Origin of the sequence: Endozoicomonas sp. ALE010 (assembly GCF_049310165.1) — a bacterium.
GTDB lineage: Bacteria > Pseudomonadota > Gammaproteobacteria > Pseudomonadales > Endozoicomonadaceae > Endozoicomonas.
The window spans coordinates 1-23,782 of record NZ_JBLYNV010000015.1; the positions used below are offsets into that span (position 1 = coordinate 1).

Genomic DNA, 23,782 nt, shown 5'->3' on the forward strand with positions numbered 1-23,782 from the left:
TCACGATCAGCCAGAATCCATGTTCACGCCTGGCCAGAATTCGTGTTCACGCTTTGCCAGAATGAGCGTTCACGATTAGCCAGAATATGCAGTATCTCTTGAATACCTGCTCCAGAAGTGTTTTCTGCATCGAAGTCTGTTAGAGATTCGATATTATATTTAATTAATGAATTAGAATAATCAGATTCATTCTGATATGTATCTAGTCCGCTATTGTAAATAGAAACAGGGTTCAGCACTCGAACTGGTATGCCTTGATAAACAGGCTGCTGTTCGGTGGCACCAAATTGCAGTTCTTGATCTACTAAACCTAATGCGCTGGACCAAAGATAAAAAAAAGAAGCATCATATGAAGGTAATTGATTGGCTTGATACATCGAATTATTGAATTGTTGAATTACAGCTTAAGACTACGCCTTCTTGTAAAAGTTCCTCTCTTTCACAACTCATTCTTTATTTATCAGTTATCAGTCACTTTTTTAATACATTAGTTCCATATAAAAATAATTGTCCGGGGGGGGATAAAAAAGGGGAAATAAATGTCCAACGGTACTGTTAAAACTGAATTGGGATCAAAAAATGTATGGTGCAGTTTCCAGTCCTGATGGTCAGGGTGCATTCATCGGCACATCCTCCGACAACAAGCCTTCTGGCCATGATGCCACCGATAAGTCGTCAGCTCCTGTTCTTCCTGTCTTGCCAAAAGAGACGTCCCCTGCCCACAGCCCTGCCTCCGCCACTGCCTTGATAGAAAGAACCATCGCACCATCAGGGCATCATAGCCTACAGCCCCTGCCGGAAAACTGGCAATGGCAATTGGTGTCTGGAATTTTGAACGGAGAAATTGATGCCATTTCAGCATTGCTTCAACAGAGTGTCGATGTGAATTGCGACCTCTCCAGCCAGCTTGCGACATTGGATCAGCAACCTGTCAACATTAGCGGGGTAGCCCCCTCAATTGCCGCCCAACTGGCCAGGGTTTTTAAGCAAGAATCGCAATACACCCCACTCCGGCTGGCCGCAACAATTGGCAATCCTGAATTGGTAAAGCTTCTGCTGTCTTCGGGGGCACATCTTGAGTGCAGTAACCCTCTCCATGCACCACTGACAGGAGCTGCCGCTGCCGGGCATCGGGAGATAGTCCAGATTCTGCTGGAGCATCATGCCGAAATACAGGCTGGCAGCACCACAGGTGTCAATTCGCCACTGTACTGGGCCATTAAAGGTGGCCATCAGGATCTGGTGGCGTTGCTGGAACAGAACGGTGCCCGTTTGCAAATCGGTTGCCCGGGCAGGGGTGCCCCGATTCACCATGCCGCCAAAGTAGGATCCTCCAGAGTCGTGGAGTATCTGCTCAATCGGGGCGAGGACATTGATAACCAGAGTACCGGGAAGCATACCCCGGTTTATGCCGCGGCATTCAACGGCCATTTTGAGCTGGTCAGGTTACTGCTTGAGCGAGGCGCAAACAATAGCCATGGTGAAACCGGTGAAAATACCCTGATCTGGGCAGCCTGTTACAGCGGTAGCCTGCAAACGGTCAAATATCTGCTTGACCAGGGGGCGGACATCAACGCCGGTTGCGGGGACTTCGACGCCATCAACAGTAATACCTGCCCCTGGAAAAAAACCTCCCCTATTGAGGCTGCTGCCTATTCTGGCAGTTGGCAACTGGTGGAGTACCTGCTTGAGCGTTATAAGCTGAGAATTGATGCTCCCGGCCTTGGCACCGCCCTATTCCGCCACGCTGCTGAGGGAGGCAAGGTGGTGATGATGGATTATATTGCCAGCAGGACAACCATCAACATTGATGAGAAGGGTTACTATTCCCCGATCTCTTCCGCAGCCCGCAGCGGCTCCATCGCAGCGGTGGCGTGGCTACTGGACAAGGGCGCAGACATTCACGCCCACTGCCGAGGCCATCAATCCCCAATATGCCAGGCCTGCGCCTGGGGGCACTTTGAACTGGCCAAATCCCTGGACAGCAAGGGCGCAAGACTTCAAGGTACTGGGTGGGGTTCGCCACTCTATTGGGCGGCCAGCGCTGGCAGTATGGATATCGTGGCATACCTGCTTGACAGGGGCGTCAATGTTAATGCCAACGATAGCGGGCGCACTACGCCTGTCGTCGAGGCCGCAGCGCAAGGGCACCTTCGGCTGGTCAAATATCTGGTACATAAATCCGCAATAATTGAAGCAGACCTTTTGCTCAATGTCGCCGCAAACGGAGGTCATTGCCCCGTATTGGAGTACCTGTTTGAAAATAAGGCGATACTGCAGCATATCAAGCCGTCACACATCTCTATGGCACTCACTGAAGCGACCTGTCGAGGCCAACTGAACGCAATAAAGTACCTGCTCGGCGCATTCAAGACCCATTTCAGTGCTAACCCCAGGCCTGACATCTCCGACCTTCTCTGGTTAGCGGCACAAAGAGGCACTATTGATGTGGTGAAGTATCTTGTTGAGCAGGGGGCTGACGTTAATGTGGAATGCCAGAGTCTTGGCAGCGCACTCTGGACTGCATCAGAGTCTGGTCGTCTGGATACCGTCATGTACCTGTGTCAACAGGGTGCCAACATTCACTACTCCAACCCGGCTGAAAATGCGGACGTACTTTCCATTGCCAGGCAAGGGAACCATCAGGAGGTGGTTCAATTCCTGCAACAACAGATTGCAGCAGCAGTTCCTGCCGGAAGCCCGGAAGCGCTTATCCTTGATGAGTCAAAAAATGAGTGAAATGAAAGTTTGGGCTAATGAAGCCAAAAAGTTTCCCTATCTTTACTGCCAAGGAATCAGTCACTTTTTTGATACATTAGTAGTTCCATATAAAAATAATTGTCCGGGGAGGGATAAAAAAGGGCAGATAAATGTCAAGTAGGTTTATAAAAACTGAATTAGGATCAAAAAAATGTATGGTGCAGTTTCCAGTCCTGATGGCCAGAGTGCATTCACCGGCATATCCACCGACAAAAAGCCTTCTGGCCTTGATGCCACCGATAAGTCATCGGCCCCGGTTCTTCCTGCCTTGCCAAAAGAGGCTGCCCCTGCCCACAACAGCCCTGTCGCCGCTACCGCCCTGATAGACCGAACCATCGCGCCATCAGGGCAGTATACCCCTACGCCCCTGCCGGAAGACTGGCAATGGCAATTGATGTCTGGAATTTTGCATGGAGAAATTAACGCCATTTCAGCATTGCTTCAACAGGGTGCCGATGTTAATTGCAACCTCTCCAGCCAGATTGCGACATTGGATCAGCAATCAGTCAACATTATCGGGTTAGACCCCTCTGTTGCCGCCCTACTGCCCATGGCTGTTGAGAAAGGATCGTGGTACACCCCAATCTGGCTGGCCGCATTGGCTGGCAATCTTGAAGTGGTAAAGTTTCTGCTGTCTTCGGGGTCACACCTTGAGGCCAGTAACCCTCTCCATGCACCTTTGTCAGTAGCAACCGCTGCCGGGCGTCGGGAGATAATCAAGTTTCTGTTGGCACATCATGCCGACATACAGGCTGGCAGCACCACAGGCGTCAATTCGCCACTGTACTGGGCCATTAATGGTGGCCACCAGGATCTGGTGGCGTTTCTGGAAATGAACGGTGCCTATCTGCAAATCGCTTGCCCGGGCAGGGATGCCCCGATTCACCATGCCGCCAAAATGGGGTTTTCCAGAATCGTAGAGTATCTGCTCAATCGGGGCGAGGACATTGATAACCAGAGTACCGGGCAACATACCCCGGTTTATGCTGCGGCAATCTGCGGCCATTTTGAGCTGGTCAGGTTACTGCTTGAGCGAGGTGCAAACAATAGCCATGGCGAAACCGGTGCCAAAACCCTGATCTGGGCTGCCTGCCGCAGCGGCAACCTGCAAACGGTCAAATATCTGCTTGACCAGGGAGCGGACATCAATGCCGGCGGCCCGGACATCAACGCCATCACCCGGAAAGGACACCACCCCATCGAGGCTGCGGCCTATTCTGGCAGTTGCAAACTGGTGGAGTACTTGCTTGAGCGTTATAAGCTGAGAATTGATGCTCCTGACCTTGGCACCACCCTATTCCGCCGCGCTGCTGAGGGTGGTAAAAAGGTGATGATGGATTACATTGCCAGCAGGGCTGGCCATCAACATTGATGAGGAAGGTTATTATTCCCCGATCTCTTCTGCAGCCCGCAGTGGCTCCATAGAAGCAGTAGAGTGGCTACTGGACAAGGGCGCAGACATTCACGCCCACTGCATGGGCCAGGAAACCCCAATGTGTCAGGCCTGCGGCCGGGGGCACTTGGAACTGGTCAAATTTCTGGACAGCAAGGGCGCAAGACTTCAAGATGCCGGGTCGGGTTCGCCACTCTATTGGGCGGCCAGCGCTGGCAGTATGGATACCGTGGCATACCTGCTTGACAGAGGCAGCAAAGTCAATATTGATGTAGTGAAGTACCTTGTTGAGCAGGGGGCTGACGTTAATGTGGAATACCAGAGCCTTGGCAGCGCACTCTGGACTGCATCAGAGTATGGTCATCTGGATACCGTCATGTACCTGTGTCAACAAGGTGCCAACATTCACTACTCCAACCCGGTCAACAATGCGGACGTACTTTCCATCGCCAGGCAAAAGGGCCATCATAAGGTGGTTCAGTTCCTGCAACAACAGCTTAATGCCAACCCTGCAGGAAGCCCTGAGGGCGATGAGTCAATGAATGAGTGAAATGTAAGATGGTGCTGATGAGACAAAAACTCATGTTATTGAATAGAAATTAACACTTCAGTTTCTTCATTAGCCACAGAATCACCTGGATAAAATTGTTGCTGAAAATAATCTCTCAGGATTGGCAAACCATACAACGCAATTATTGAACCCACTAACAACAAAAATGAACGACTTGAAAGCAATTCAAGAAAAGCTTCAGGTATTGCCTCAAGACACAACTTCAAGAAATCAGTCTCAGTCAGAACTGCACTTGCATACTCATAAGAAATGCCGAATTCATTGGCAAGTTCAATAACAACCAGGTTGACCTGACCTTTTCCCGTCAGTGGTAAATCACCTGAGTTTTAGCTGAATTGACTGACTGACGATACTGCTTTTTGCGCTCCCTTTGACGCTTGGCGTAAGCGGGATCTTTGCGACGCTCCCTTTGGCGTTCCCTTTCGCGCTCGGCGTAAGCGGGATCTCTGCGAAGCGCCCTTTGGCGCTCCCTTTGGCGCTCGGCGTAAGCGGGATCTTTGCGAAGCTCCTTTTGGCGCTCCCTATGGTACTCCCTTAGGCGCTCGGCGTAAGCGGGATCTTTGCGAAGCTCCCTTTGGCGCTCCCTTTGGCGCTCGGCGTAAGCGGAATCTGTCTGGTAGCGCTCCCTTCTGCGCTCCCTTTCGCGCTCAGCGTAAGCGGGGTCTTTGCGAAGCTCCCTTTTGCGCTCCCTTTGGCGCTCCCTTTCGCGCTCGGCGTAAGCGGGATCTTTGCGAAGCTCCCTTTGGCGCTCCCTTTGGCGCTCCCTTTGGCGCTCGGCGTAAACGGGATCTTTGCGAAGCTCCCTTTGGCATTCAATATGTGAAGAATTTTCATCAATAGCTTCTTCGGCTTGAATCGCAGGAGATATATATTGTTGAAGATGTTCACTTTTCAATCGTGGGGTAATAATCGCAATCGACGCTGTGGATTTAGAGAAATTACCAATGCCATCTTGATCAGGAATTTGAATAGGTGGATTAAGTTTAGTATCAACATCTGTCGAGTTTTGCGAGGTTGATTGAACACCCTTTGTTAAGGAGTATATCGAAAAAGTATTATTTTCAGGGTCATATTCTGCAACCTGATAATTTTCCAGTGGTATAGCTACTGGAATTGCAGGAGAATCTTTATAGCTAGTTTGATTTTGTACAGCGAAATCTTTCAACCATTTTTTTTTAGGATTTAAATATCCTTGATTATCTGAACTTGTAGTTTGGTCAGTCATGTCATGCTTAGTTACAGGTTGTCCAACTTCAGTAACCATTCGGGAAAAAGCCTGACCTGTTGCACCAGATTCAGCTAAAGGCACGCCCTGAATATTAGAAAGGCCTTTAGAGGCTGGACTTAATTGAGAAGAAGCTGGTCTATCCATTGAATTAATGAATTATCTAATTAAAGCTTAAGACCATGCTTTCTTATAAAAGTTCCTACCTTTCGCCACTCATTCACTATTTATTTATGTCAACCAAGGAAAGCTGGGGGTCAGAAAGCCGGGGGGGCAGGTCTTTCTTATTGACGCAAAACCAGGGAAGCCGAAACTGGCTTAGGCCTTTCTTTTGAATGGATTCAAGATTCAAGACCTAATGGAATGGTCCGCCCCGTTCCCAAAACGGCTTCAAATGAGCCAAGATAGAAGATAGAATGAGTTTTGCGGAACACCATTCAGAATAAGAAACGGAGCGAACCACGGGCACGCAAAACAAATCAGGAACTAATCAAAAAGGTCAGGTAGCTTTCCTCGGAATTGATCTGAGTAAAAAGAGTTTCCAGCTACATGGTGTTGATGCCAAAGGTCATGTGGTTATCAAAAAGAAACTTACATCGCAAAGCACTCTTGCCCTTTATAATAACACGCTCTTTTGAGCAACCAACCACCACGTTCGTTATCCCTGCCCACCGAATCTGGTGAGATCGTCTCGCTATTCAACGCAGGTGCCTCAAGCAGCATGCCACTTTGAAGTGCGCTATCCCAAGTTTGCCTTTCGAGCTATCCGGGAAAGCTGTAACCACCTCATCCGGTGTGATCCATCGGCCTTTCAACGGCAGGCCCCTCAGGCAACACTCCGCTTTGAAACGCGCTACCCCCAGTTTGCCTTCCGGACTATCCGGGAAAGCCACAAACACAGTTTCCGGCGAGGCATGCAGGCCAAAAATGGGGGGCCTATTTCCTGTCCTGTTCCTGCTTAGGTGTCCTATTTCCTGCGCAGGTTAATCCTGCTCCTCTACTACTTGTCAAGATTCCACAAATAATAAATCAGTTTTGATGTTATACATCAGATTCGTCGACATATTATATTCTGTGAGCACGGATTTTACTGACGAGACTATTTTTTTGACAGGCTCCTATTTTTTTGACAGGCTCCTATTGATTTGGTGAATAATTATGATCTCCTCGAAGTGTAATTTATTTCATTCTGAATATGCATCCTCAGTTACCGGGGATAGTATGTCTGAAACGCTTGACACTCCTTTACAAAGAAAAGGAGTTCCAGCTCATTCTGCTTCTGATAGTCTTTCAACGCGTACTGTAGAGCCTGAAGTTACTACTAATCACCTTGGCTCTCCAGGCTTTAGCTCTGTTTTTTTTGATGCCAGATCTCAGGAATATCTCCTTCTTGTAAAAGCTATTCGTGTTTTGGAAAAAGGTCCGACGTTTAATGATGAAAAAATTGGTTCTGTTTCCAGAAAAAAAATGACCGTTTCTCAACTTAGGCAAATAAAGAATGACTTAAAAGTTGAAAATCTTTTTAAGTTAAGACAGCTGGAGCTTATTACAAACAAGATCTTTTCTCTTACATTAGATTCTAAAGAAGAAATAAGACAACAAGACATTGCTAGTCTTCTTGAGATATTGTCTGATTTTTACAGCCCTGATCATTTTATAAATTGCATGTTATGTATTATGCAAAAAGTGTATGGAGAACATTTTAAAGCCATGAACGTATGCAGGGCTACGTCCATCACGGCTGCGCTACTCAACAAGGCTCAATCTATGAAATTACCAATAACTGTTGCCGCCAAGCATGAGATTGGAGAAATTGTCGAGCTGATTTTCAGGATTGTACTTAGCAAGGACGATATGGGGAAGATATCATCTTTCCCACAATGGTATTCAATTTGGGAATCGTATTTTACGTTAAATATTATCTGCAGCTGCATTAATGTTGATGGCAGTCATTATTGTGCACCCTACTTTAGCCCGGAGCTACCGGTAAAAGTAGCTTTGAAATGTTTTGGTCAATTGCCACACTTAAGTGAAAGGGAAAACGAATTTCTGCAGATGAAAACCTATGGGGGTAAGCTTGATGTAATCAAGATTCAGACGTTACATTTCAATTTGCTGATCGGAAAAGAGGTTAACACGGAACTGGTGATTTCCTACGTAAAAGAGAGTTGTCAGATATTTCAACATAAGTCAGTCATTAGTGTTTCTGATGATTTTGAGCGTTATGGGCTGTTGCAGTTGTTGCATACTGCAACAGTTTGTGTATTAGAAAAATCTGAGCACGATGCACGACGATTAATTGAATGTTACGAATACTTTTCCTTTATGCAGCCTTCAGCAGGTGTATTGAAAAACTATATGCAGGCCAGATGTGAAGAAATATACGGTGCTGTTGATACAGCCAGCTCTATTTATCAGTCCCTGGTCAGTGGAGAAAATCAAGTTCCGGTATTTGAAGAATTGATTCGTTGCCTGGAAAAAATGGGTGATAACGAGGCGGTATATAATGCCTGTATAAATGCCGCGGATTATTACAGAGATAAAGGTATTAAATGGAGAGAAGAGTTCTATGAGCACAAGGCTGTTGCTACGATGATGCTCATGATCAGGATGGATGATCTGAAGAACGTTGATCAATCTCCAGGGCAAGATGAGGTGGATGTCAGCGTTGATATTAAACCACAAGCTAAAGTCAGCCGCAGTAAACCGCAGCAAGGTAATAGAAAAAACAGACTTAAACGGGGGACAGACGCTCGTACAACGGGCTCTCGACGTAGAGAAAAAACAGAATCTGCTCAATCCTGCCATCCACCTTGCCCAACAGTAAAACTCAAAAAAGACACTGCTCATGCTGTGCATTCACGGACAGTGAAAACCGGTTCTTCAGAGCCCGCAAGCGAAAACAATGAGCGGGATTACTGGAGAGAGTTGAATGAGCTGTTTTTGGATTATTATCACGTTCCTCATAAATACCGGGATGCTGTCGAGCGTCTTTCCCTGGAAGCCTGTCAGTTTTTTCCAAATGATATATGGATTCTTCATTCTGCGGGTTGGGGCTTTCATCTTATTGGCGATGAAAAAAAAGCCGCTGAGCTGCTATTGAAAGGTCTGCGCCAGTATCTGAACCGTGATTACCCTGAGGTGAAAAGTTTTATACCTGTTGATATCTATGGCAGCTTTGAAGCAGCCCTGGATAAACTCAAGGTTCACCCTGACATCATGCCTGGCTCATCCGCAGGCCTCAATGTGGCCGCTTATTTAAGCTCTCTGGCGTATGTTTATCGGAATTTTGATAATCATTATGATGCGCAGATGCGTTCTTTGGCTAATTGGTTGAACCCCGCCAGGGAGGCCCGTAAAAAAGAAAAACTGCAGTTGGCTTTTACGCCAAAGGTAAATGTAATTACTGCGGAAGTTGGCCAAATTATCAGAAAGAGTATGGTTTTTGACCGTGTCTAACTCGCTTAACCCTTCCAGAAAGCAGGCGCAAAAACACAAGGGCGGTAATAATCTCAAGGAGGCTGTCCGAGAATAGACTGCACTACGCGGCAACTGCTCCTGCGTTGCTCCGGCTCCTGCATCCATGTAGTCGATTGAGCAGCAAGATATTCAGAGCCTGCATAGAATTCGTAGCCAGGCAGTGGCCAGAAGGACTGCGTTGGGTAATCAGGTCAGAGGCTTGCTGATGGAATACGGGGTCATTATTCCAAAGGATATAGCCTTTATCCGCAAACAGTTCCTTACTGCACAGACAATGAAAGTTCGAACCTATGTCCGCAGAATTAACGGCATCCGTTCATTATCAGTGTGTGCAGGAATATTACCCGGTCCTCTGCGGCTTCGCTGTGAATTATTGAATCCATCCATGGTAAGGCTGACGTCTCTCCTGCCTCTGGCCATCAAAGGCTCGTAATGTTTGCCCGCAGTCCTGGACGATGCTCTGTGGCAATAATAGCGGTAGAGACAGAAACCAATTCCGACCAGCACAAAGAGCACTCCGCCAAAGGCAATACCGACTATGACCCCGTTACTCAGGCCCGACGTCGACGGGCTTCTGTTACTGGAGGCAGATGGTATTATTGTTGGGGTAACAGGGCATAACCGGCGGGTATTACTTCTGATCAATCCCACAAAATCATCATTAAACTGGCAATCCGTTGTCAGCAGTCGATGGTTAAGGCCTGCACATAACTTATCCTGCTCGGAACGACAATCGTTGTCTGTATTGTTCTGCTCGCGACCATGAACATGAACATTACAGATATCGGGTTCAGGCCCACCCCTGACAGCAGCTGTTGAATATTCACCCAGGCTATCGACCTGGCAGTTAATCGCCGTGGTGCTGACCACAGTGCCACCGGAATCAATATCCCCCACCCCGATACCTGCCGTTGCCTCCTTGCCCGAGGCTAACACAGTGCAATTCAGCGCGGTGGTGTTGGCAATCGTTTCAGATACCGTGCTATGTCTGATCAGGCCCGCCCCGACGCCTGCGCCTCCACCAGAACCTGTGGATTCCACATGACAGTTCACGGCTGTGGTGTTGGCAACAGTGGCCAGGTCAAGGAGCACCCGCCCGGCACCGATGCCTGCCCTGCCACCTTGACCGGAGGCTACAACAGTAGAGTTCACTGCGGTGGTGTCGACAACCGCACCAGCAACAGAAGCTCTGCCCACGCCGATACCTGAGTCACCATTCTCTCCAGAGGTTACTACCTGGCAGTTCACTGCTGTGGTGTCAGCCACCGTGTCGAAGACATTAGCCATGCCCGCGCCAATGCCAGCCGAGCCAATGCCAGAAAATCCGGATAAATCTGCACCCGCGTTTTCCACCTGACAATTCACCGCCGTGGTGTTGCTGACCCTGCAGATATGATGATCAAGCCACCCTGCACCAATGCCTGACCCGCCACTGCGAGTCGCCACTTTGCAGTTCAATGCCGTAGTGTTGGCAAGCGTACCAACCCGAAGGTATCCCACACCAATGCCAGCCTTGCCATAATCAGGTGTAACTACTTTACAGTTCACTGCTGTGGTGTTGGCAATTATGCCATGACCATCAAGGTGTCCAGCGCCAATGCCTGCGCCCCCTCCTGCCGAGGCTGCCACGGTGCAGTTCACCGCTGTGGTGTTGACAACCATGCCTCCTGTAAGCCGACCTGCGCCAATACCTGCCTTGGCACTGGACCTGAATCTGGATCTGGATCTGGAGCTGTGTGCTTGTACATTGCTGTTCACTGCCATGGTGTTGACAACCGTGCCACTGACATCCCCGCCGATAATCCCCCCAATGGCCTTTTTACCCAAGGCCACTACCCGGGCATTATCAACACAAATATTGCTGACTGTGGCCTGGTCTGAAATTTTACAGGCCACCACCCCGGTGGCGCCTGTGGAGGTTATATTGGCACCGGTAAAGCGCAGGCTATCTACACGCCCCTCACCGGCCAGCGTTTTCACCAGGCAATTTCTGAGGTTGCCAATGGTCCGTTTTTCTTCGTTGCCTCGGAGAATGCCGGTAAAGGGATGAGTGTCATTACCAATGGACTGGCGCAACTGGCCACCGTCAATATACGCAACAGTTTGCTGGTAATTGCCGTTGAGCGGGTAGTCCGGATCATGGCCAATCTTGCCCAGGGTTTCGGCATCAGCCACCGCAATCCACGGGTCATTGTTACGGTTGCCGGTTACTGCCATGCCAGCAGTGGCAAGACCGGACAGCCCTCGCGGCACCACTGCGGCATCCAGCGGCTGACCAGTGCGAGCCATGCTGGCCGGTTGGCGACGGTGCAGCGATGGGCTGTTGTCTTCATCGTTGTCGTTTATCAGGATTTTATCCGGAGTATTGTCCGGCAAAAGCGGTTCTACCCCTGACTCCCTGAATACAGCCAGACTGCCCCAACGTCCCTGTGGTTCTAAAGACATTGTTGTTACAGGTTGCCGGTCACCTGCGGTGCCTACCCTAGACTCGACCGATGGCTCTATCAAAACGACTACCTCATAAAAATGATATTTATTATCTTGTGGTTTAGCTTCTGTCCAACAGATAAGTAGCTAACCATATGAAATCATATATTTCTGACTCCTTGTGCTGGCACTCTGCTTCGTTACAACTCCGGTCACATAGCTACGGCTATGCTCCCTCCGTTGTGCCTCGCATAGTACCAGCCCAAGTAGCCAGAAATATTCGATTCCATATGGCCAGCTACTTAAAAAGAGACTGGGCAAGACAAAAAGCCCCGGAGCAAAAATGCTCAACAAACGGCAAGTGTAGTCAGGCTTATGGCATGAGCAATAATGATTTGAATTTTCTTCATGAGTTTGTGAACTTTCATTGTAAAAAAATACTCATAAGAAAAAACACGAGGAACTTACTATGAATTTATCTACTGTTAAGCCCAGTGATTTAACCACATCAAATACTGCTGCTTTCATTTCAGAGCAATCCTCAACAAGTGACAATTATCATTCATCACAAATATTTATACCAAAGGGTGATCAGCCATTTGATTTGCAAAGATTGCTTTCTAGCAGGAAAGTAATAAAAAATGATCCCACAGCTGAGTTGAGCATTAAACTTTTTGGCAAGAATTTTTTATCAGGGATCACAGTATTTTCAGATAAACCTGAAAATGCTTTTTGGACGTCTACTCTAACAAAAGAAACCACAACCGAAAAAAATACAACTGCCTGGATAGAATGGTGTAGAGTAAACCCTTCGAATTCTTTGTTAGGAAAAACTGCAGCTCAATTTCAGGTTTTAGAAACAGCAAATATATTCCATATTGACTCAAATGAAAAATATAAATGCTTATTAAAAGAATATCCTCATCCAGTAGTTCATAATTATGTAGACTGGGAACGTGTTGCCATTAATTTTGATGCTGTACATTGTACACAAGATTTTCGTATTCCCAGTTGGGATTGTGAATCAACAGCATGGTTCAATAAAGATAAATTAGTATTCCTGAAATCCCTGAATTCACAAGAAATTGACTTGTAATATGGCATCTGGAAAAGCTGGGGGCATTCTTCCTGACGAAAAAACCAGGTAAACAGAAACTGGCTTTGATCTTTCTTTTGAATGGATTAAAGCTTCAAGACCCGTTACTGGCTCCCAGCTCCAGAGTCAACCTCGGCCAGACTCTATTAGCACTGCAACAGCAGTGATGGTGTCAGACCTACCATATTGCTAATCAAAAATAAGGTTTCCCATCAAAGGCGCATACACATAGTCTTTGAGCTGTGGCTTATCCACCGGCAGCAGCGGCAGCAGCGGCTTCAGCGGCAGCATCGGCACCGATTTCGACAACGGTTGTCCCGTTTCTTTACTGTGTGCAACCAGGCGCGAGCGGATAGAGGCCCGGGCGCAGACCTGAAGTGATTGGGGTTGAAAATTATCCGGCTCATTATTCCGATTGATGTTGTCAAACCTGCCAGTCTCGGCCAACAGGACTTTCAAGTTGCGAATTCTGCCCTTGGCAAAATTCAGCGGTGTACACCTATTCCAGGCTCGCGCCTTACAGTTGGCACCCTCAGCCACCAATAGTTGTACTTTCTTGCCCGAACCACTTTTTGCTGCCAAATGTAACGGGGTCCATTGTGTGCAGTTGTCTTGCCTGACTTCAAGGTTAGCCCCCTCGGACAAAAGCAGCTTCAGATAATTCAAGTCGAAACAGTTTTCGCTAGCCGCATAGTGCAATGATGTCAGTTTATATTTATCAGCTGCATCAATATTGGCACCGGCAGCCAGAAGCACCTTGAATACCTCCAGTGTATCGTTTATGGAGATCGAATAAATTAGTGGCGTTGCTTTATTCATATCCCTGGCATCAATATCGGCTCCCCGGGCCAGAAGCTCTTTCGCAACCTCCCCGCTACCGGCTCTGTGCAGCGGAGTCCGGCCTGAATCAGAGCGGGCATTAACGCAGGCACCTGCATCGAGAAATACCTTTAACATCTCCAGATCGGCTTTAGAACAAGCCTGGAACAGTGGCGTGTTTCCGCAATTATCCCTGGCCTCAATATCAGCTCCCCAAGCCAGAAGCTGGTGCACAGTCTCCCCGCTACGGGCTCTATGCAACGGAGTTTGACCTGAAGGATTGCGGACATTCACGCTGGCACCCGCAGCCAGAAGACAGTTGAGAACTTCCGGTTTTTCCGAAGTTACCGCCAGAAACAGCGGAGTTTCGCCATACCGCCCCCTGGACTCAATATCAGCCCCCTGTTCCAACAATGTCTTCATCGATGCCAGGTCACCATCCTCGGCTGCCTTGAGCAGATTTTTATCGTCCGGGGACAGTTTCTTTGTTGCGCCCATCAAGACATTTTCAACGTCTCTCAACAGTGTAATCATAACTACTTCCAAATGGATTATCTCAGACAATCGTCGATAACCCTGCAAACTGCCTTAGCGGATATGGCAAACAGGTAACAGGTTGCAGATCAGGCACAAGGGGACTGGATCTTTATGCCACAAATCAACAATTCTACCACTCAACACATCGTCCAGCCCGGCATCCATAAGTCTGACGACAATGACAAACAGCACAAAAAAGCCGACACAGCAAGATTCGACGATCGTCAGATATCGGTCCATGAACCGACTGAGTCTGTATCGGTATGGGCTACACAAATCGCAAAGGCCGCAAAGGCCGCAAAAGCTTTTGTGATCTCAAAGGTGCCGGGGTTTCTCCTCCGGCAGAGGAAAGTCGAAATCACCACCCCCGTAAGCAGTCCGAAAGTACAGCAACCTGATAAACAACAGGGATCCGGTCACCAAATACGCCCTGAACGGCCACTGCCAAAGCCACCGGGTGACAATAGTGACACCCCCACCTCTCATACCGTGTCGAATAATAGCAGGCCGCTACCACCACCGCCCGGTAAACATAACCAACCATCCTCGGAAAAACCCAGAAGGCCGCTGCCACTACTTGTCCAACATAGTGAGCAGACGCCAATGAAAAGCAATCGTCAGCGACTGCCTCCTCTTAAGCAATACAAAAGACCATTACCGGAGCTGCCGGTTGACAATAGCGGTCAGATGCCCGATGAAAGCCTGACCATGGTCACTACCAGATCTGGCAATACCCTGCCCACAGCGACCACGGAGACATGGCAAGCCGCTGAGTCAACCGGTGTTGACACCCTGTATCAGGATATCAGGGAGCAGTATGCTGGCCAGCTGGCAGACCTCGAAGGTACCAATGATTCCGGGTACCAGACGCAGACTATGGAATCGGTAATAGCAGCAGAGGAATCGCTGGGCACAACAGAGCTTAACTCATTGCGAAAAGACAAATATAACTCCGGACAGATCGGGCTGAAAAATATCGAACTAAATCCGACCAGAGAAGCGCTTGATGAGTTGGAAGATCTCAAAACGCAATGGCAAAAGGCAAAAACGGCAATAACAGAATGGCGGCAGAAAAAAGGGGATATGGGTAAACAGTCCCCTGCCGACCAGAGGAAATTCGCAGCGCTTGCCAGGGCCGAAGCAGCTGCAGGCCAGAAGTTCCGTATCGAGCTCCATTTATTTCTGACACAGTGCCGCAGCAAAGAGTGGCGGGACAGCGCTGCTGACTTGAGCATAGACGCCTTTTATAAACTGCAAACCATCATTCAGGCATCACCGCTGAACAATGAAGAGAAATACAGGCATGAAAGTGTGGTAGCAACCGTTGCTCTCTTCGAACAACAACAGCTGCCCGGCTATAAGAAGAAGACGAGAAAGAAGAAGCTGAACGATGCACTGCTACGGCTGGATAGTTGTGAAAAGCTGCTATTGAACAATAACGCGTTGGACAACCCTAAAAAGCTGGAACTGTTTGGTAGTTTACATACCAGAATCGTCCGTCATTTTGCCGTTGAGGAGCCCTGGCAAGACCAGAAAGTCAGGCTCGACATGGGTAAGGGCGATCTTCTTGCCTTTCAGCTCTTATTACAACACTCAAAAACAGGCGGCAGTGGCAAACATCCAGACCCGGATAACAGCGAGAAACGACAGTTACTGGAGGATTTCGTGACCAGGAAAAGCGAGGCCCTTGATCGGCTGCAGACCGTCAGGAAAACCTACGATGAGCTTGATGCTGTTAATGAAGACACATGGGAAGACTATGGAGAACTCCTTGAGCTTGCCGACGAAGAGCGTAGCCTGACAACACAGGTAGGTCGCTGGACAGAAGAAAAAATAGCAGCAGCGCAGAAAATGATCCAAAGGGAGTAAAAATCAGGGTAAAAATGAAGGACCTTCCCCCCCCCTGCTTTCCCACTTTTTTTGACCCCGGTTTTCTTCCTTCAAAAATCCAGACCTGAACCCTGCTTTTTCTGCTTTTCTGCTTTTCTGCTTTTCTGCTTTTCTGCTTTTCTGCTTTTCATAATTTGAATTTTATCCATGACTTTTTGAACTTTCATTGTGAATAAACACTCATAAACGTAAACACAAGGAACTTACTATGAATTTATCTCCTGCGAAGTCTAGTGAGCTAACCAGTTTACATAGTGCGGCTTTCCTTTCAGAGCCATCCTCAATATATGATAATTATCATTCAGCACAAGTATTCATACCAAGACGTGATCAGCAGTTTGATATGCAACGATTGCTTTCTAGCAGGAAGGTAGTAAAAAATGACCCCAGTATTCAGTTTAACTCCGAACCTCTGGGTAAGAATTTTCCACTATGGCTAAGATTGCCGAGAGATAAACCTGAAAATACTTTTTGGACAAGTACTCTAAAAAAAGAAACTGCAACCGAGGAAACTGCAACCGAAGAAACCAAAACCGAAAAAAACACAACTGCCTGGATAGAGTGGTGTAGAAATAACGGTATGCACATTTTCTTAGGCAAAACTGCGGCTCAATTTCAGGTTTCAGATACAGCAAATATATTTCATATTGACTCATACGAAAAGTATGAACACTTATTAAAAGAATACACTCATTCAGAAAATGATAATTATATAGATTGGGAACGTGTGGCCATTGATTTTGATGCTGTACATTGTACACAAGACTTTGATCTTCCCGGATGGAGTTGTGAATCAACAGCATGGTTTAATAGAGATAAATTAGTATTTCTGAAATCCCTGAATTCACAGGAAATTGACTTGTAATGCGGAATCTGAAAGAGCTGGGGGCAGTCTTCCTGACGCAAAAACCAGGGCAGCCGAAACTGACGTTGGTCTTTCTTTTGAATGGACTCAAAATTACGAAAAGTTATCGTAATCGTCAGGGTATCATCGAACCTTTTAGCGATATAATCCCCCCATTAATGAATTCAGTCAGACTTCCGCCAAATTCTGATGTCCCTTATTCCCACAGGCAGGAGACCTCCGGGTCATGACAGCAAACTCTCTCTTCACCCAACCGGGGTTGGTATTGGCTCGGGCAGCGACCACCAAATCCCGGGCAATCCTGCTGGTTGCCCTGACCTGCCTGGCAGCTTTTTCCCAGGTCGCTTCCGCTACAGCGGCAAAAAGCCAGGCTCCTACGGTAACGGCCTTTCCAGTGACGGCCACCACATTGCAACAGAATCTGATGGCGCTGGGAAACCTGAAAGCCAACCAGTCCGTTGACATTGCCCCGCAAATCAATGGCCGTATTGTTGCCCTGCATCTGCGCGATGGTGTGAATGTCAAATCAGGACAGCTGCTGGTTGAACTGGATGACCGTGAGCAGGAGGCAATCACCGCCCAGGCGCGAATTGCCTTTGAGGATGCCCAGCGGCAACTGGACTATATGGAAGCTTTGATCAACAGCAAAGGGTCCCGTATTTCAGCTACCACCGATGCCTGGCCCGGAAAAACCTTTACCGGCACCATCAACAGCATTAACCCCCGGATTGACCCGGTCAATCTGTCCTTTCAGGTCAGGGCCCTGCTGGATAACCCTGAGTCACAGCTTCTCCCGGGTATGCTGATGCGTACCTCTATTGAGCGCCCGAACCAGCAACAACGATTAGTTGTGCCTTCCCGCAGCATCCTGTATGACGGTAACCGCCGTTATGTGTTTGTGATTGATGAGCAAAACCGGGTGGAACGCAGGACCATTACCACCGGGCAAACCATTGATCAGTTCATCGTTGTCGTATCCGGACTGGTGGAAGGCGAGCGGGTAGTGAATGAAGGTGCGGTAAAAGTCACCGATGTCCGCCGGGTAACTGTGCTTGAGAAAGAACCGTCTGTTCTCTCTGCCAACCCGGTCACACATGCCGCTGCCAATGGATTGCTGTAACCATGATACTGTCTGATTTATCCATCAAACGACCGGTATTTGCCACTGTCGTCAGTCTGCTGCTGATTACCTTCGGGGTTATCTGTTTCCAGATGTTACCGGTTCGGGAGCTGCCGGATATTACCCCACCGACGGTGATGGTGTATACCGGCTATGCCGGGGCTTCTGCCGAGGTTATTGAAAGCAAGATCACCAATGTCATTGAGGACCAGCTCGGTGGTATTGAAGGGGTGCGCTTTATTGAAAGCACCAGCCGTAATGGGACGTCCCGGATTAATATCGAGTTTTCTCCCGACCGGGATATGGAAACGGCAGCCAATGATGTCCGGGAAGCCATGTCACGGGTTATCTGGCGTCTGCCGGATGAAGCCGAGTCACCCATTGTCTGGAAGAACGATGGCAGTGGCGAAACCATTCTCAATGTCAGCCTGCAAAGTGACACCATGTCTTTGATTGTACTCACTGACTATGCGCAACGCACCTTGCAGGACCGGCTTTCCCTGGTCGATGGCGTCAGCTCCGTTGACCTTATGGGTGCCCGGGAATATGTCATGCGCATTGAACTGGATGCCCGGGCCATGGCGGCCCGGCAAATCACCACCAGCGATGTCCGCAGCGCCCTGCGTCGTGACAATGTCGAGCTGCCTGCCGGTGAATTAACCGACAGTTTGAGAACCTTGCCCGTCCGGTTAAACCGTGACTACAACACCATTGACGATTTCCGTCGTCTGCTGATTCGTCAGGAGGGCAGCCGCAGAGTCTATCTTGCAGATATTGCCTCCATCCGTACCGAGGCCAAAGAGATCGAGACACTGGCAAAAGCCAATGGCCGGAACGTATTGAGCCTTGGCATTGTGCCACTTTCCCAGGCTAACCCGCTGGAAGTGATTCAGAACGTGAAAGATGAGATCGATGCATTCACCCCTTTCCTGCCGGAAGGCACCTATATGACCACCACGCGGGACTCTTCCATTTATATCCAGTCCGCCATTGATGAGGTGTATGCCACCCTGGCCATGACGATTGCCCTGGTGGTGCTGGTGCTTTATATCTTTCTTGGCAATGTGCGGGCCACCCTGATCCCGGCCGTTACGGTACCAGTGTCGCTGATCAGTGCGTTTATCGTTATCCACCTGCTGGGCTACTCCATCAACCTGCTGACGCTGCTGGTGCTGGCCATTGGTCTGGTGGTGGATGATGCGATTGTGGTGCTGGAAAATATCCACCAGCATCTGGAGCGTGGCGAACCGCCCCTGTCGCCGCCTGGAAAGGTGCCCGGGAGGTGAGCTTTGCCGTGGTGGCAACCACGGTGGTTCTGGTGATGACCTTCGTGCCCATCATATTTATGGAAGGCTCTGTTGGCCAACTGTTCTCGGAATACGCCATGACCCTGAATATTTTCAGCCAGCTGGCGATGATCATGCTGATCGGATTATCGGCCAAGAATGGCATTTTGATTGTGGAGTTTATCAACCAGCTTCGGGATCAGGGGTGGACCTTTAACGAGGCAGTACTTGAAGCATCAGCGTTGCGGCTGCGCCCTATTCTGATGACCGCTCTTACCACGGTGGTTGGTGCCAATCCTCTGCTGCTGGCCTCAGGGGCCGGTTCAGCGTTCCGGTTCTCTATCGGGGTCGTGGTTTTTGCCGGTGTTACCGTCTCCAGCCTGTTAACCCTGTTTGTGGTGCCAGCCATGTATTCATTGATGGCCAGAAGAACCACCTCTCCTGACCATGTGACAAGACAACTGGAGAAGCTGCTGACTCAATAACTCTTTCACTGATTTTCTCAGGCGGGGAAGTTACTCAGGCTAATACCGGTTACCGAATTATCGGTTACCGGTTAAGCCTGATAACTCCGGGTTTGCTGCCAATTAACTTTAACTTGGCACCGGTGGTGGATATGCAGTGCTGGACCCAGCATGACTGTGCGTCTGTCCGGGATGAGCAGGCGGCATCTGCATCTGCCATTGCCGAATTAATTCATCAACCTCACGTCTGAATTCATCAGGTGGTAAGTGCATTTTTGAGAGTAATTGAGACACTGCATATTCCAATTCCTCATCAGTTACTTGAATGGTGCTCATTAGTTCAATTAGCTGTTGACGTAATTCTGGAAGCTGCCGTAGCAAGATCAGCAGAGCATTTTGACCAGCAATGTTTCCGGGAGGCACACTTGAACTGGCATCACTGCCCAGCAGTTTGATCAATGAAGGCACGATTCTGTCCAACGACCTTCTTGCTTCATCGGTAATAGTGATCTGGGAGTCAATTAATACCTTGGCCCTGAACAACGCTACAGTTTCTTTTGGCATCTTCACATTACAGTTATAGGCTCTGTTAAACAGGTCAATGACTTTTTGATCAATCTTGCCCTCTCCACGATAGGGCATCAGATTCAGGACCTCCTGCTTCAGCTTATCCCAATTTGCTTTATCAGATTCATATTCACCCAAAGTTTTCAGACATTGAACTACCTGATCTGCATATTGACTTCTCCTGGCTACACCGGACTCTTCACGGAGTTGCTCCATCGCGCCAAGAATGGTATAGGTGGCTTTCACCGCATCCCTCGAGACTTTTTGTGCATTACCCAGATCAATAAAGTAAATGTTCAGTCTGCCATCCTCAACGGTAACCATGACATTGCCATCATGCATATCTGCATTAAAAAACCCCGTCTGGGCATAACAGTAAAACCAGTGTTCGAATGCCAGTTTTTTCAGACTTAACCTGAAGGCGAGTAAATGATCGTCCGATATATTCGTCTCATCGATATTCAATAACTTTGCCGCAAGACTCCGAAGTTTTGGCTGGTCATGTTCACTTAGCGTAACCCCATCAATTTTTTCCATGCCCAAGGCATGGGAAGAGGCAGTATTACCATCAACGGCTGGAACTTTAAAATTAACCGGAAGACTTAGCAAAACCGTGCCGGTGCCAGGATGCTGGATTTCCCACCCATTTGGCCGGGGAGGCAGCGCGTATGCATAATCCGGTAATTCGTCTTGCCGAATATCAAATATATGCTGCTGTGCAACGGCCTTGAAAGCAAAATCCTGTTGCCGTGTTCTGTTGGCCTCAGTGATCAGATTCAATTCTTCCTTGACACTGTCAAAGAATGAGAAAATGGCATGTTTGGTCCCTTTACCAATTGAACCCGGTGCAAGGAAGGTAATCAGCCCAAGTACGAACCTGAGAACCCGTAAATCAGAGTAAACCCTGGTTTCACTTGACTCGGAAACGGTCTTGACAATCAGACTCTCTCCGCTTTTCAGGATGATCTCATTGACCTCACCAATTGAACCGGTACCGAGATTACGCCTTTCATTCAATCGATCCGGGTTGTAATCAATACCTGCTTCATCAAGGCAATGAATCAGCTCTGCCTCGGTCATTGGCTTATTGCTGGTGGCAACGTGAGATAAAGTCCTGGTAAATTTCTCATGGTCATCACCAAAAAGATCTTGGGCAATTGAGGGAGAACTGCATGCAAACTGAATCGCCTTTACCAGAATCCCCCCCCGGGCTTTAGCAGCAGCGTTTTGGAAGCTCTCTATACTGCCACCATGCCGATAGATACTGAAAAGAATCCCCATCATTTTGAACATTCTGACCAGGCTGGCAAACCCCTTTTTAATCCTATCACCCAGCCATTCAAGGGAAGATAGAGTACGAGGCTGGCGTCCAACGATGACCTGATCATCAGGCACTTTAGAGGGGTCTTCAGGGTCAAACTGCTGTTCACCCAGGTGTGACTCAGGGGGGACAGCCCTGACAGTGTGACCGGCAGCCACGGGTCCATAAGGTGATTGTTGCGAGGTAAAGGTCGCAGAATGGACACCTTGGGATAATGGGTCAACCTGACCAACTCCTGGATGAGCATGAGTCTGATCCGGGATTTCGCTGGCCGACTCAGTGCGTGCATTAGCTGGCATCATAACAGAACTCCTTATTGTTATTAGTGGAAACATTACTGTTTAAATTAGAAAAATAAGTGATTAAGCCCAATTGAGGAGTAATCACATAATGGTTATTTAGTTATTGAGACCGAATAAAAGATGAAAAGTTCACTATTATTTCTGTTTAAAATATACCAATTACTTAAAAGCATGATTATTCATCAAGTAATGCTCTTGATTTGAAAAGATAAACCCGGCGAAAACATAGTTCACAAATAAAAACTAAGGTACCAATTAAGAATTCTGGTAAACCTGCAGCATTATCGAAAGAGATTGGTTTTTACTGGCTCAAAAGGTTGGCAAAGGGAGAGAATCATCGAAAAAGGCCAAATTGCGGTATTAATGTTTAATACCGCATGGGTCTCAAGTTCAATGCCAGGAGCCTGACCGAGAATTAGGGTTGATTACCGCAGCGCCGGAACTACAGCTGCTCCCACTGAATTTCATGTCCGTGAATCCGATGAGCAGACAGGTAATAAACAACCTGTCCGGCTGTCACCCGGTCATTGCCGGGCGGATTTAATCTCAGGTTATCTCCGGTGGCAGACCCCGCCACTCCAAGGGCTATGGCTTCGTGATGAATTTTAAAAAACTCCAGCAGTCGACCAAACGTCGTCCCTCCAAAATCTTCAGGCACGCGAACACTGTACTGTGTTGGCCCTGTCAATGTTGATAACAGTTGCTGTTGCACACGAGAAGACCCCGGATCCTGGGCTGAGCGAACCAGCAGTTCCATGGACAAATTACTGTGACACTCTATTTGCGGGCAGTGGGACTGAAGCAGGTGTACCATCTGCTGGCTTTCAAACCAGGCAACAACATGGGCTTTGGTTTTCGTCGCGGCAATACTCAGGCAGGTGGCCAGGGTCTGATCATCGGAGTCACGGAACACGATCACTCTGGCCGCATTGCCAATGCCGGTTCGCTGAATAAACGACGGCTCCGTCAGGCTTTCCCCTCGGGCAAACAAAATCTGGTCAGGAAAAGGATTCTCCATTTCCTGGCTGGTACAGAGCAGTATCTTACGATTCTCACGACGTTTGTCGCCAAAAATCAGTTGCAACATTTTCGGGGTGTGATTTCGCTTCCAGCCAAATATGACAATATGATTATCCAAATCTGAGTAATCCCCTTTGCCCTGCATTCTTCTACTCCATACCCTGAGAAAAAATGATGACAGCTTCCCCAGGCCTCCTGTGAGAAGCACAACGCCACCGGGGAGAATAAACAACGCGGCCAGAACCCGCCCTGAGGCAGTACCCGGACTCAGATCGCCATAGCCGACGGTGGTCGATGTTGTGACATAAAAATAAAACCACTGATCAACAGGCAGAAGCGCTGATTCACCGGCCAGCCACATCAGCGCCCAGGATAAAATAAAGTGGCCCAGCAAAACGATCAGCAAAACCAGCCAGCTCAGTTTCAGAAACTGGTGGTGAAAGAACCGCAAAGTTGATTTCAGAAAACTCAAGTTAACCCTACCATGCATGGTCCAGAAGTCTGATATATCACCAGTGCGTGATAATAACACATATATTCATGACGTTAACTTATAAGATCTGTGATTCAGGCCTTTTCAGGTCCCAGGCCTGTTTGCCAGACAACACCGAATTTTTATCCTCAATTTCTCGCGATCCT

17 protein-coding genes and 1 pseudogene are annotated in these 23,782 nt (G+C 48.3%); 11 read left to right on the top strand and 7 right to left on the bottom strand.

Annotated elements, in window-relative coordinates:
• Positions 1 to 23 precede the first annotated feature (23 nt).
• A complete protein-coding gene (locus ACO6UY_RS08580) occupies positions 24 to 377 on the bottom strand; it encodes a hypothetical protein (protein ID WP_422448115.1) in 354 nt (117 codons plus the stop codon).
• 202 nt (positions 378 to 579) lie between these two features.
• Between ACO6UY_RS08580 and ACO6UY_RS08585 the strand changes: the two genes are divergently transcribed.
• The 3 genes from ACO6UY_RS08585 to ACO6UY_RS08595 all read left to right on the top strand — a co-directional run bounded on the left by ACO6UY_RS08585 (position 580) and on the right by ACO6UY_RS08595 (position 4,703).
• Positions 580 to 2,739, top strand: coding sequence for an ankyrin repeat domain-containing protein (locus ACO6UY_RS08585; protein ID WP_422448117.1), 2,160 nt, complete (start codon positions 580 to 582; stop codon positions 2,737 to 2,739).
• 172 nt (positions 2,740 to 2,911) lie between these two features.
• Complete coding sequence (locus tag ACO6UY_RS08590; RefSeq protein ID WP_422459759.1) at positions 2,912 to 4,132, top strand: ankyrin repeat domain-containing protein; 1,221 nt, start codon at positions 2,912 to 2,914, stop codon at positions 4,130 to 4,132.
• Positions 4,104 to 4,703 (top strand): ankyrin repeat domain-containing protein, encoded by a 600-nt coding sequence (locus tag ACO6UY_RS08595; RefSeq protein ID WP_422489636.1) that lies wholly within the window; start codon positions 4,104 to 4,106, stop codon positions 4,701 to 4,703. Before ACO6UY_RS08590 ends, ACO6UY_RS08595 begins: the two co-directional genes overlap by 29 nt.
• A 325-nt stretch (positions 4,704 to 5,028) precedes the next feature.
• On the opposite strand, the gene ACO6UY_RS08600 is transcribed toward ACO6UY_RS08595, so the two are convergent.
• Together ACO6UY_RS08600 and ACO6UY_RS08605 are read right to left on the bottom strand one after the other, a co-directional pair.
• Positions 5,029 to 5,619 (bottom strand): hypothetical protein, encoded by a 591-nt coding sequence (locus tag ACO6UY_RS08600; protein ID WP_422489638.1) that lies wholly within the window; start codon positions 5,617 to 5,619, stop codon positions 5,029 to 5,031.
• Positions 5,620 to 6,647: 1,028 nt separating this feature from the next.
• The gene (locus ACO6UY_RS08605) at positions 6,648 to 6,842 is read right to left on the bottom strand and encodes a hypothetical protein (RefSeq protein WP_422467640.1); all 195 of its coding nucleotides are present in this window, start codon (positions 6,840 to 6,842) and stop codon (positions 6,648 to 6,650) included.
• Positions 6,843 to 7,170: 328 nt separating this feature from the next.
• Here ACO6UY_RS08605 and ACO6UY_RS08610 point away from each other — a divergent pair, with 328 nt between their 5' ends.
• On the top strand, positions 7,171 to 9,408 hold the full coding sequence (locus ACO6UY_RS08610; RefSeq protein ID WP_422489639.1) for a Rho termination factor N-terminal domain-containing protein: 2,238 nt from the start codon (positions 7,171 to 7,173) through the stop codon (positions 9,406 to 9,408).
• 130 nt (positions 9,409 to 9,538) lie between these two features.
• Positions 9,539 to 9,685: pseudogene (locus ACO6UY_RS08615) on the top strand (IS110 family transposase); the annotation flags it as partial.
• A gap of 32 nt (positions 9,686 to 9,717) precedes the next feature.
• On the opposite strand, the gene ACO6UY_RS08620 reads toward ACO6UY_RS08615, so the two are convergent.
• Positions 9,718 to 11,874, bottom strand: a complete 2,157-nt coding sequence (locus ACO6UY_RS08620) for a hypothetical protein (RefSeq protein WP_422489641.1) — start codon at positions 11,872 to 11,874, stop codon at positions 9,718 to 9,720.
• A gap of 451 nt (positions 11,875 to 12,325) precedes the next feature.
• Between ACO6UY_RS08620 and ACO6UY_RS08625 the strand changes: the two genes are divergently transcribed.
• The gene (locus ACO6UY_RS08625; protein WP_422448133.1) at positions 12,326 to 12,952 is read left to right on the top strand and encodes a hypothetical protein; all 627 of its coding nucleotides are present in this window, start codon (positions 12,326 to 12,328) and stop codon (positions 12,950 to 12,952) included.
• Positions 12,953 to 13,141: 189 nt separating this feature from the next.
• Here the strand turns inward: ACO6UY_RS08625 and ACO6UY_RS08630 are convergent, their stop codons facing one another.
• Complete coding sequence (locus ACO6UY_RS08630) at positions 13,142 to 14,305, bottom strand: ankyrin repeat domain-containing protein (protein WP_422489643.1); 1,164 nt, start codon at positions 14,303 to 14,305, stop codon at positions 13,142 to 13,144.
• Positions 14,306 to 14,419: 114 nt separating this feature from the next.
• Here ACO6UY_RS08630 and ACO6UY_RS08635 point away from each other — a divergent pair, with 114 nt between their 5' ends.
• The 5 genes from ACO6UY_RS08635 to ACO6UY_RS08655 all read left to right on the top strand — a co-directional run bounded on the left by ACO6UY_RS08635 (position 14,420) and on the right by ACO6UY_RS08655 (position 19,954).
• The gene (locus ACO6UY_RS08635; RefSeq protein WP_422489644.1) at positions 14,420 to 16,177 is read left to right on the top strand and encodes a hypothetical protein; all 1,758 of its coding nucleotides are present in this window, start codon (positions 14,420 to 14,422) and stop codon (positions 16,175 to 16,177) included.
• Between the two features lie 229 nt (positions 16,178 to 16,406).
• Positions 16,407 to 17,063, top strand: a complete 657-nt coding sequence (locus ACO6UY_RS08640) for a hypothetical protein (RefSeq protein ID WP_422459777.1) — start codon at positions 16,407 to 16,409, stop codon at positions 17,061 to 17,063.
• Positions 17,064 to 17,289: 226 nt separating this feature from the next.
• Positions 17,290 to 18,183, top strand: coding sequence for an efflux RND transporter periplasmic adaptor subunit (locus tag ACO6UY_RS08645; RefSeq protein WP_422448140.1), 894 nt, complete (start codon positions 17,290 to 17,292; stop codon positions 18,181 to 18,183).
• A 2-nt stretch (positions 18,184 to 18,185) separates the two neighbouring features.
• Positions 18,186 to 19,469 (top strand): efflux RND transporter permease subunit, encoded by a 1,284-nt coding sequence (locus ACO6UY_RS08650; RefSeq protein ID WP_422448142.1) that lies wholly within the window; start codon positions 18,186 to 18,188, stop codon positions 19,467 to 19,469.
• Positions 19,466 to 19,954, top strand: coding sequence for an efflux RND transporter permease subunit (locus ACO6UY_RS08655; protein WP_422448144.1), 489 nt, complete (start codon positions 19,466 to 19,468; stop codon positions 19,952 to 19,954). Before ACO6UY_RS08650 ends, ACO6UY_RS08655 begins: the two co-directional genes overlap by 4 nt.
• Positions 19,955 to 20,062: 108 nt before the next feature.
• On the opposite strand, the gene ACO6UY_RS08660 is transcribed toward ACO6UY_RS08655, so the two are convergent.
• Positions 20,063 to 22,123: an AarF/UbiB family protein gene (locus ACO6UY_RS08660; protein ID WP_422448146.1), complete on the bottom strand. Its 2,061-nt coding sequence runs from the start codon at positions 22,121 to 22,123 to the stop codon at positions 20,063 to 20,065.
• A gap of 442 nt (positions 22,124 to 22,565) precedes the next feature.
• The gene (locus ACO6UY_RS08665) at positions 22,566 to 23,615 is read right to left on the bottom strand and encodes a potassium channel family protein (protein ID WP_422489646.1); all 1,050 of its coding nucleotides are present in this window, start codon (positions 23,613 to 23,615) and stop codon (positions 22,566 to 22,568) included.
• Positions 23,616 to 23,782: the final 167 nt, after the last annotated feature.

Excerpts from the sequence above, each read along its gene's own strand:
- ACO6UY_RS08580 (WP_422448115.1), bottom strand. The coding sequence starts at position 377 with ATGTATCAAGCCAATCAATTACCTTCATATGATGCTTCTTTTTTTTAT.
- ACO6UY_RS08635 (WP_422489644.1), top strand. The coding sequence starts at position 14,420 with ATGCCACAAATCAACAATTCTACCACTCAACACATCGTCCAGCCCGGC.
- ACO6UY_RS08620 (WP_422489641.1), bottom strand. The coding sequence starts at position 11,874 with ATGTCTTTAGAACCACAGGGACGTTGGGGCAGTCTGGCTGTATTCAGG.
- ACO6UY_RS08645 (WP_422448140.1), top strand. The coding sequence starts at position 17,290 with ATGACAGCAAACTCTCTCTTCACCCAACCGGGGTTGGTATTGGCTCGG.
- ACO6UY_RS08630 (WP_422489643.1), bottom strand. The coding sequence starts at position 14,305 with ATGATTACACTGTTGAGAGACGTTGAAAATGTCTTGATGGGCGCAACA.
- ACO6UY_RS08660 (WP_422448146.1), bottom strand. The coding sequence starts at position 22,123 with ATGATGCCAGCTAATGCACGCACTGAGTCGGCCAGCGAAATCCCGGAT.
- ACO6UY_RS08590 (WP_422459759.1), top strand. The coding sequence starts at position 2,912 with ATGTATGGTGCAGTTTCCAGTCCTGATGGCCAGAGTGCATTCACCGGC.
- ACO6UY_RS08625 (WP_422448133.1), top strand. The coding sequence starts at position 12,326 with ATGAATTTATCTACTGTTAAGCCCAGTGATTTAACCACATCAAATACT.
- ACO6UY_RS08585 (WP_422448117.1), top strand. The coding sequence starts at position 580 with ATGTATGGTGCAGTTTCCAGTCCTGATGGTCAGGGTGCATTCATCGGC.
- ACO6UY_RS08610 (WP_422489639.1), top strand. The coding sequence starts at position 7,171 with ATGTCTGAAACGCTTGACACTCCTTTACAAAGAAAAGGAGTTCCAGCT.
- ACO6UY_RS08640 (WP_422459777.1), top strand. The coding sequence starts at position 16,407 with ATGAATTTATCTCCTGCGAAGTCTAGTGAGCTAACCAGTTTACATAGT.
- ACO6UY_RS08650 (WP_422448142.1), top strand. The coding sequence starts at position 18,186 with ATGATACTGTCTGATTTATCCATCAAACGACCGGTATTTGCCACTGTC.